Raw genomic sequence first — 8,709 nt, 5'->3', positions numbered from 1 at the left:
CGGCAGTCCGGTCGGCGCGCAGGCGCAGGTTGTCGATTACGTTGTTCAGCTGGCCGAGGGTGAGGGTCTCCACCATCAACCAGGAAGGTGGCAGCTCGGGTTCACCGTAGGTGAGTAGATAGTGCTCCAGCGTTGTCTACCGCTCAGCGCTCGAGCACTATCTACTCACCTACGGTGAACCCGAGCACACTGGATCACGCGATCGTTGTTCCGCTCCCACGAGTCCTTGGTGGGAACGAGCGTGGTGACATCGAATGCGGAGTCCTGGTAGGCCACGCCCACGAACGTCGTGTACGCGTCTCCGATGCACTCCTGCGTCGCCGCGTCGATGTCGGTGTCGGAGAACTCGCCATCCGGCATCGTGATCTCGTAGTACACCTCCTGGTCGTGCGGGTCGGTGCAGGGGAGGATGTTGGCTTCGGTCATCGTGCCGGAACCGGTGTCGAGCATGCAGTCGCCCAGCTTCACCGAGAAGACGCCGACGTTCGAGCTCTCCGTGACCTGCCCGCTCTCCTCGTCGCGGTTGGCGTCGCCGGAACCGCCGCCGAGAATGCCATTGAGAGCGCTGCACCCGCTGAGGGCGACCGAGAGCGCCACTGCCGATCCTGCGAGCATCAGGGCGCGTCGAGTGCGCATCTTCATCATGATCTGTTTCCCCTCCGAAGCGTGATGCGGAGGCATGCGAAAAGCCCCCGCCGCGAACACGCTAACCCCCGGCGAGTCTGTGACGTAACTCGAAGGATGCTGTGGTTCGGCTGGGAGCGCTCAGCCTTCGAGGTCGTCGACGCCGGGCATCCAACTCGCGCCGGGGCGACCCCACCCGCGCTTTCGGGCGATCTTCTGCGCGGTCTTCCAGTCGCTGTCCGACAGGCGATCGACGTACAGGATGCCGTCGAGGTGATCGAACTCGTGCTGCATGATGCGGGCACGCCACCCGTCGACATCGATCGAGACCGGCTGCCCTTCCAAGTCGGTGGCCGTGACGTGGACGCGCTCCGACCGGCGCAGCGGGAACCGCTCGCCGGGGAACGAGAGGCAACCCTCGGATTCGAGATCCGGGTCGGGTTCACCCGGTTCGAGTGGCACCATCCAGAGTGTGGGATTGATGAGAACGCCGCGCCAGGGGTGGTCGTCGTCATCGACATAGGCGTACGTGTAGATGCGCAGGGGCACTCCGACCTGCGGAGCGGCGAGGCCGACCCCTGGGGCGGTGTCCATCGTCTCGAACATGTCGGCGACGAGGGCGCGGACGTCGTCGGTGATCTCTTCGACGGGGGAAGCGGGGGAGTGCAGGACGGGGTCGCCCATGATGCGAATCGGAAGTACAGCCACGTCACAACCCTAGTCGGCGGCACTCGCCAGGTAGGGTCGTACTGTGAATGCTGGGGTGTGGATGAACGCGGTCGAGGACGTCGGCGATCAGCTCGTCGGCGCGTTCCAGAACCCGGGGCTGCTGCTCGGCATCCCGCTCGCTCTCGCCGGCGCCGTCTTCATGTCCCTCGGCGCCCAGTACCAGCACCGCGGCGTCGAGAAGGTCGAACGCCTCAGCGGTGCCAACGGCGCCTCGGGCCTGAGTCTCGATCAGCTCAAGCGCCTCCTGACCCGTCCGTCGTGGCTCATCGGCACGCTGATGCTCGGACTCGCCGTGGTCTGTCAGCTCGCCGCCCTTGTGCAGGCTCCGCTGATCGTCGTCCAGCCGCTCGGGGCGATCGCCCTCGTGATCACGACGCTGCTGAACGCGCGGATCTCCGGCCACTCGCCGACGCGGCAGTCGCTGACCGCCATCGTGTGCTGCGTGGGTGGCATCTTCCTCTTCGTGTTCTTCGCGGCGATCTACGCGACCGAGCAGGAGGTCACCGACCGTGAGCTCTTCACGATCCTGGCGCTCCTGCTCGTAGTCATCATCGTCCTCGGCGCCTGCTGGCTGATCCTGCGCCGCCGGATGCGCGCCCTGTTCTACGTGATCGGCGCGGGAATCCTTTACGGGTTCGTCGCCACCTTGGCCAAGGTCGTCATCAAGCGCATCGAGGCCGGTCAGTTCGAATGGATCACCGGGATCTGCGTGCTCGCCCTCGTCTCGGCGGCCGCTGTCGGCGCATATTTCGTGCAGACCGCGTACAGCTCGGGTCCGCCCGACCTCGTGATCGCCGGGCTCACGGTCGTCGACCCTCTCGTCGCCGTGCTCATCGGAATGGTCGTGCTGGGCGAAGCCTCTGCGGCTCCGTGGTGGGTGCTCGTGATCTTCGCCGTCGCCGGAGGGATCGCCGTCTGGGGCGTGGTCGGGCTCGCCCGCTACCACCCTCAGGTGCTCAGCGACAGCCAGGATCTGGGAATCCAGCGAGGCAGCACGCCAGGCGGATCCTCGCAGGGCGGCCCTGGAGAGGCTTCCTCGTCGCAGCCCGCCGCGACGAGTGCTCCGGAGCACTCGGACGGCTCGGGACGTCCGCAGACGCCGCCGTGGCACGACGGTTCGTCAGAGCGACCCTAGCGACAGCGAACTGAGTCGGCCGCGCGTGGCGCCGCCGACTCAGTAGGCCTGATCGATCAGGTCGACCGAGACCTCAGAGGCCGCGGCTTCATCCACGAAGAACACCGTGCGCTTGCGCCCCTTGGCGCCGGCGGCGGGCACGCTCGAGTAGCTCGCCCCCGCGAGAGCGAGGCCGAGAGCCGAAGCCTTGTCGGCGCCCGTCATCACGAGCCAGACCCGCTTCGAAGAGTTGAGCACCGGGCGGGTCAGCGTGACACGCTCGGGCGGCGGCTTCGGCGAGTTGCGGACGGCGAGGACTGCGGCATCCGTCACAGTGACCTCCTCCCGATCCGGGAAGAGGGAGGCGATGTGCCCGTCGGGGCCGACCCCGAGGAAGCACACGGCGAAAGAGGGCCACGGATGCTCGTCGGTACCGAACCGCGCCAGGTCCGCCGCGTACGCCGCCGCGGACTCGTCGAGGGTCAAGCCGGTGTCAGGGCCGGCGACCTCGTGCACGTTCTCCTGGGGCACAGGGATGTGGTCGAGGAGAGCCTGTCGGGACTGCAGCGAGTTGCGATCGACGTCGTCGCGCGGCACGAATCTCTCGTCACCCCACCAGAAGTGCACGAGCGACCAGTCGATCTCCGCCGCTCGCGGGTGCTCGGACGCCGCACGCAGCACCGCACCGCCCATCGAACCGCCCGTGAGGGCGATGTGCGCGATCCGACCGTTGCGTGTGCGCGCGCGCACCCGTGTCAGGAACCGGTCGGCCACTCGAGTGGCGAGGGCTGCGGGCGTGGCTTCCACCACGACCCGCTTCTCTGCGGACGATGTCGTCATCGACGTCACTCTCCTGTCTCGGGCGGACCCAGCTTCTCCCAGCCCTCGGTGATGACTCGACCGTACAGGACGTCCGGGTCGAGTCGACGCAGCTCCTCTGCGAGGCACTCGCGCAGAGTGCGTCGCGGCAGGTGCAGGTCGTGGTTCGGCTGTCCCGGCTGCGTGAGCACGGCGACGCCGGGTGTCGGGCGCTCCAGGAGGATGTCGCCGGACTCGCGTGTCAGGCGCACCGACTTGATGCCCTCCGCCCAGTGCTCGGGGTCTTCGTAGGACCAGCGCACCGGAACATCGAGCGCCATCTGCAGCCAGGCGGCCAGCAGCGCGGTCGACGGGGAGGCCGCGGCTCCGCGCACCTCGACGCCGGTGATCTGCTCGTACGGCGGCTGGTCGAGCACAGCGGCGAGCTGCTCGCGCCAGTGGGTCAGACGCGTCCACGACAGATCGGTGTCGCCGGGGGCGTGGGTCTCGCCCAGGAGCGCGAGCCGGTCGCGGACATCGCTCGCGGTGGCGGCATCGGTGATACGTCGCTGAGCGATCTTGCCGAGCGGTGACTGCGCAGGCGCTACGGGGGCCGCCTCCGGCCACCAGGCGACCACGGGAGCATCGGGCAGCAGGAGGCCGGTGATCAGGCTCTCCTCGTTGCTGGCGGCGTCTCCGAAGGCGCGAAGGACCACGACTTCGCTGGCGCCGGCATCTCCACCGACGCGGATCTGCGCGTCCAGGCGTGACTCGCCCTCACCTGTGGTGATGACGATGACCCGCATCGGGTGCTCTCGTGAGGCGTCGTTCGCGGCGTCGATAGCCGCTTCTGCGACGCCGTTGCGCGCAGCGATCACGAGCGTGAGCACGCGGCCGAGGGCGACGGCTCCACCCTCTTCGCGGACCTTGACCAGCTGCTTCGCGACCTGGCTCACGGTGGTGTCGGGAAGGTCGATGATCACGGGCGTCTCCAGACTCGTCCATCGCGGGCCAGCAGGTCGTCAGCGGATGACGGTCCCCATGAGCCGGGCGCGTACTGTTCGACTGGGCCGCCTTCGGCTGCCCAGTACTTCTCCACGGGGTCGAGGATCTTCCAGGAGAGCTCGACCTCCTCGTGCCGCGGGAACAGCGGCGGATCGCCCAAGAGGACATCGAGGATCAGACGCTCGTAGGCCTCGGGGCTCGCCTCGGTGAAGGCGTGGCCGTATCCGAAGTCCATCGTCACGTCGCGCACGTTCGTGCCGCTGCCGGGAACCTTCGACCCGAAGCGGATCGTGACGCCCTCATCCGGCTGGACGCGGATGACGAGGGCGTTCTGCCCGAGCTCCGAGGCGTTTCCGCGCCCGAAGAGGTGCTGAGGTGCACGCTTGAAGACGACGGCGATCTCGGTCACACGGCGTCCGAGACGCTTGCCCGTGCGCAGGTAGAACGGCACGTCCGCCCATCGGCGCGTGTCGATCTCGAGCTTGATCGCGGCGTACGTCTCCGTGGTCGACTCGGGGTTCATCCCCTCTTCTTCCAGGAAGCCGGTGACCTTCTCGCCACCCTGCCACCCGCCCGCGTACTGACCGCGAGCGGTCGCGAGGGAGAGATCGTCCGGCACGTGCACCGCCGCGAGCACCTTCTCCTTCTCGGCGCGCAGGTGCTCAGCCGAGAGGCTGATCGGCTCTTCCATCGCGGTGAGAGCCAACAGCTGCAGCAGGTGGTTCTGGATCACGTCACGGGCCGCACCGATGCCGTCGTAGTATCCCGCGCGTCCGCCGACGCCGATGTCCTCGGCCATGGTGATCTGCACGTGGTCGACGTAGTTGCGGTTCCAGATCGGCTCGTACAGCTCGTTCGCGAAGCGCAGCGCCAGGATGTTCTGGACCGTCTCCTTGCCGAGGTAGTGGTCGATGCGGAAGATCGAGTCGGCCGGGAAGGCCACCTCGAGCGCGGCATTGAGCGCCCGCGCCGACTCGAGGTCATGGCCGAAGGGCTTCTCGATCACGACGCGACGCCAGCGCTCGTCGTCGTCACTGTTCTCGCCGACGAGACCGGACTCCTTGAGCTGCTTCGCAACCAGCGGGAAGTCCTTCGGCGGGATCGACAGGTAGAACGCGTGGTTGCCCATCGTCCCCCGTTCGACGTCGAGCTTCTCGATGGTCTCGCGGAGCTTGCGGAAGGAGTCCGGATTGTCGAACTCGCCCGAGACGAAGCGGATGCCCTGCAGCAGCTGGGTCCAGGTCTCCTCGCGGAACGGTGTGCGCGCGTGCTCCTTGACGGCGTCGTAGACGACCTGCGCGAAGTCCTGGTCCTCCCAGTCCCGGCGGGCGAATCCGACCAGGGCGAACCCGGGCGGGAGCAGTCCGCGGTTGGCGAGGTCGTAGACCGCGGGCATCAGCTTCTTGCGTGAGAGGTCTCCGGTGACGCCGAAGATCACGAGGGCGCTGGGCCCGGCGATCCTGTTGAGACGGCGGTCATCGGGGTCACGCAGCGGGTTGTGCCCGCGCGAGATGGGAACAGACATCGGTGGGGGATTCTCCTGCTGTTACTTCTGTGCGGCTTCGAAGAGGGCGAGCACGTCGTCGGAGGACTCGGTGATCGTCAGCGTCACGACGGGGCGGCCGTGCTCGGCGAGTACGGCGGCGTCACCGGCGGCCTGCGCCTGGATGAGCTGTCCGAAGGTGAACGGACGGTCCGGGATCTCGAGGTCGACCTCGGTGCGCTCGAGGATCTGCAGGAACACGCCCTGCGCGGGCCCGCCCTTGTGGTACTGGCCGGTCGAGTGCAGGAACCGCGGTCCCCATCCGAAGGTCGTGGGTCGTCCGGAGTCCGCCGCGACGAGTTCGCGCAGGCCCTGGAGCTGCGGCACCTCGAGACGGTTGACGTAGGCCTGGATCGACACGTATCCGTCTGCCGGGAGCTGGGCCCAGAGCGCATCGAGCACGCCCTCGACGCTGCCGGAGGTGGCGAGAGCCGGGTCGGACACCCGCACCTCGACGCCGTTCTCGATGAACGCGGGAGCCGTCGGCTCCGGGCGTGCGTCGAGGAGCCCGCGCGCGGCGATCTTGGCCGATTCGACATCGGGCTGATCGAACGGGTTGATGTGGAGCAGGTGACCGGCGATCGCCGTCGCGTACTCCCACACGATGAGCTGAGCGCCCAGCGTCCCGCTGACGAGGATCTCGCCCTCGTGACGCTCGTGCAGGTGGAACTCGTTGGCGTCGTCGACCAGCCGCACGATCTGCAGGTCGGCGGGCACGGGGTCGAGCTCGGGGGAGACCGGGAGCAGGACGACCGGGAGGATTCCGGTGCCCTCCTTGCCGGTGGACTCGGCGATCAGCTGCTCGATCCAGTCCGGGAGGCCCTTGATGTGCGTGCCGTCGGTGATGAGGCCGAGCTTGTCGCGGCGGGGTGTCGTCGCCGCGATCGCCGCGCCCAGACGAAGGGCGGGGTTGTCTGCCGAGTCGACGGCGACCTCCAGAAGCGAGGCCTCGGCCTCGTCCAGCAGCTCGTCGATGTCGACACCGGCGAGCCCCGACGGCACGAGGCCGAAGGCGGTGAGCGCCGAGTAGCGTCCGCCGACGTTGGGGTCCGCGTTGAAGACGCGGTATCCCGCCTCGCGGGCCGAGACATCGAGCGGAGAGCCGGGATCGGTGACGACGACGATGCGCTCGACGGGGTCGATGCCCAGGTCGCGGAACGCCGCTTCGAAGGTGCGACGCTGCGAGTCGGTCTCGACCGTGGAGCCGGACTTCGAGGAGACCACCAGCGCCGTGTCGGCGAGGCCCTCGTCGAGAGCGGCGAGCACCTGGCCCGGTGCCGTCGAGTCGAGGATGGTCAGCGGCACTCCGGCGGTCTGCGCGATGACCTCGGGGGCGAGCGAGGATCCGCCCATGCCCGCGAGCACGACGCGCGTGACGCCCTTGGCGTTGAGGTCGGCGCGCAGCGCGACGATCTCGGCGACCAGCGGACGCGAGATCGACACGGCTTCCACCCATCCGAGCCGGACGGATGCCTCAGCCTCGGCGGCCGGCCCCCAGAGCGTCGCGTCCCCGCCGGTGATGCGAGAGGCGACCAGATCGTGGACGAGGCTGGGCACCGTCTCATCGATCGCGGCGCGTGCTGCACCGGACGTGTGGATCGAGAACGTCATCGCTGCGACTCCAGACCCTCGGCGACCTGCGTGAGCAGGTCGTGCCAGGAGTCGATGAACTTCGCGACGCCCTCGTCCTCCAGCACCTGGGTGACATCGGCGAAGTCGATCCCGACCTCGGCGAGGCCGGCGAACACGGCTCGTGCCTCTTCGTAGCCGCCCGTGATCGTGTCGCCCGTGACGACGCCGTGGTCGAACGTCGCCTCGAGCGTCTTCTCGGGCATCGTGTTGACCACGCCCTGGGCGACGAGCTCGGTGACGTACAAGGTGTCGGGAAGGGCCGGGTCCTTGACACCGGTCGACGCCCACAGCGGACGCTGCAGGTTCGCACCGGAGTCGAGCAGCGCCGTGGCGCGGTCGCCGGCGAAGGTCTTCTCGAACAGCTCGTAGGCGAGGCGTGCGTTGGCCAGACCGGCCTTGCTCTTGAGCGCTTCGGCGGCATCCGTGCCGATCGCGGTGAGGCGCTTGTCGGTCTCGGTGTCGACACGCGACACGAAGAACGAGGCGACGGAGTGGATGGTCGACAGGTCGATGCCTGCGGCCTTCGCCGTCTCGAGACCGGTGAGGTAGGCCTCGATGACCTCGGCGTAGCGTTCCAGGCTGAAGATCAGCGTGACGTTGACGCTGATCCCCGCCCCGATCGCCTCGGCGATGGCCGGAAGGCCGGCCTTGGTCGCGGGGATCTTGACGAGCAGGTTCGGGCGGTCGACCTTGGCCCACAGCTCCTTGGCCTGCGCGACCGTGCCCGCGGTGTCGTGCGCGAGGTCGGGGGAGACCTCGATCGAGACGCGGCCGTCGACGTGGTTCGAGGCTTCCCAGACGGGGCGGAACACGTCGAGGGCTGCCGCGACGTCCTGCGTGGTCGCGGCGAAGACCGCTTCCTCCGCCGTCGCGCCCGAGGCGGCGAGCTCGGTGACCTGTGCGTCGTACGACGTGTCGTTCTTGTCGGTGATCGCATTCGCGAAGATCGTCGGGTTGGTCGTGACACCCACGACGTTGCGCGACGAGATCAGATCGGCCAGGTTGCCCGAGGCGATGCGCGTGCGGGAGAGGTCGTCGAGCCAGATGCTGACGCCGGCGGCGGCGAGCTGTGCGGTGGGGGTGCTCATGCGTTCTCCTTGGTGCTGTTGGCCGCGATGGTCTCGCGGGCGGCCGCGATGACGGCCTCGGTGGTGATGCCGAACTTCTCGAAGAGGGTCTTGTAGTCGGCGGAGGCGCCGAAGTGGTCGATGCCGACCGAGCGGCCGCGGTCGCCCACGATGCCGCGCCAGCTGAGCACCGAGCC

At 68.3% G+C, this 8,709-nt stretch carries 9 protein-coding genes; 1 reads left to right on the top strand and 8 read right to left on the bottom strand.

Annotated features, from left to right (window positions below):
- Positions 1–165: 165 nt before the first annotated feature.
- Positions 166–636 (bottom strand): hypothetical protein, encoded by a 471-nt coding sequence (locus tag KZA10_RS03765; RefSeq protein ID WP_256934360.1) that lies wholly within the window; start codon positions 634–636, stop codon positions 166–168.
- A gap of 129 nt (positions 637–765) precedes the next feature.
- A complete protein-coding gene (gene def / locus KZA10_RS03760) occupies positions 766–1,332 on the bottom strand; it encodes a peptide deformylase (RefSeq protein WP_218682203.1) in 567 nt (188 codons plus the stop codon).
- Between the two features lie 61 nt (positions 1,333–1,393).
- Between def and KZA10_RS03755 the strand changes: the two genes are divergently transcribed.
- Positions 1,394–2,488 carry a DMT family transporter gene (locus KZA10_RS03755; protein ID WP_055873086.1) on the top strand — a complete coding sequence of 365 codons (1,095 nt, stop codon included), beginning with the start codon at positions 1,394–1,396 and terminating at the stop codon, positions 2,486–2,488.
- A gap of 39 nt (positions 2,489–2,527) precedes the next feature.
- Here the strand turns inward: KZA10_RS03755 and pgl are convergent, their stop codons facing one another.
- From pgl to KZA10_RS03725, 6 genes are all read right to left on the bottom strand, one after another.
- A complete protein-coding gene (gene pgl, locus KZA10_RS03750) occupies positions 2,528–3,307 on the bottom strand; it encodes a 6-phosphogluconolactonase (protein WP_031206051.1) in 780 nt (259 codons plus the stop codon).
- A gap of 5 nt (positions 3,308–3,312) precedes the next feature.
- Positions 3,313–4,248: a glucose-6-phosphate dehydrogenase assembly protein OpcA gene (locus KZA10_RS03745; protein ID WP_218682202.1), complete on the bottom strand. Its 936-nt coding sequence runs from the start codon at positions 4,246–4,248 to the stop codon at positions 3,313–3,315.
- Positions 4,245–5,795 carry a glucose-6-phosphate dehydrogenase gene (zwf, locus tag KZA10_RS03740; protein WP_017830394.1) on the bottom strand — a complete coding sequence of 517 codons (1,551 nt, stop codon included), beginning with the start codon at positions 5,793–5,795 and terminating at the stop codon, positions 4,245–4,247. The genes KZA10_RS03745 and zwf overlap by 4 nt, the downstream gene beginning before the upstream one ends.
- A 21-nt stretch (positions 5,796–5,816) precedes the next feature.
- Entirely contained in the window at positions 5,817–7,424 is a 1,608-nt protein-coding gene (locus tag KZA10_RS03735; RefSeq protein WP_141387632.1) for a glucose-6-phosphate isomerase, read from the bottom strand.
- The gene (gene tal / locus KZA10_RS03730; protein ID WP_055867735.1) at positions 7,421–8,533 is read right to left on the bottom strand and encodes a transaldolase; all 1,113 of its coding nucleotides are present in this window, start codon (positions 8,531–8,533) and stop codon (positions 7,421–7,423) included. Before tal ends, KZA10_RS03735 begins: the two co-directional genes overlap by 4 nt.
- A partial coding sequence (locus KZA10_RS03725) for a hypothetical protein (protein ID WP_218682201.1) occupies positions 8,530–8,709 on the bottom strand: 180 nt, incomplete at its 5' end. The genes KZA10_RS03725 and tal, both read right to left, overlap by 4 nt.

It is taken from the genome of Microbacterium sp. BF1 (assembly GCF_019279095.1).
GTDB lineage: Bacteria > Actinomycetota > Actinomycetes > Actinomycetales > Microbacteriaceae > Microbacterium > Microbacterium maritypicum.
The sequence above is the reverse complement of the archived record's forward strand: the minus strand, read 5'-3'. Positions and strand labels throughout refer to the sequence as shown.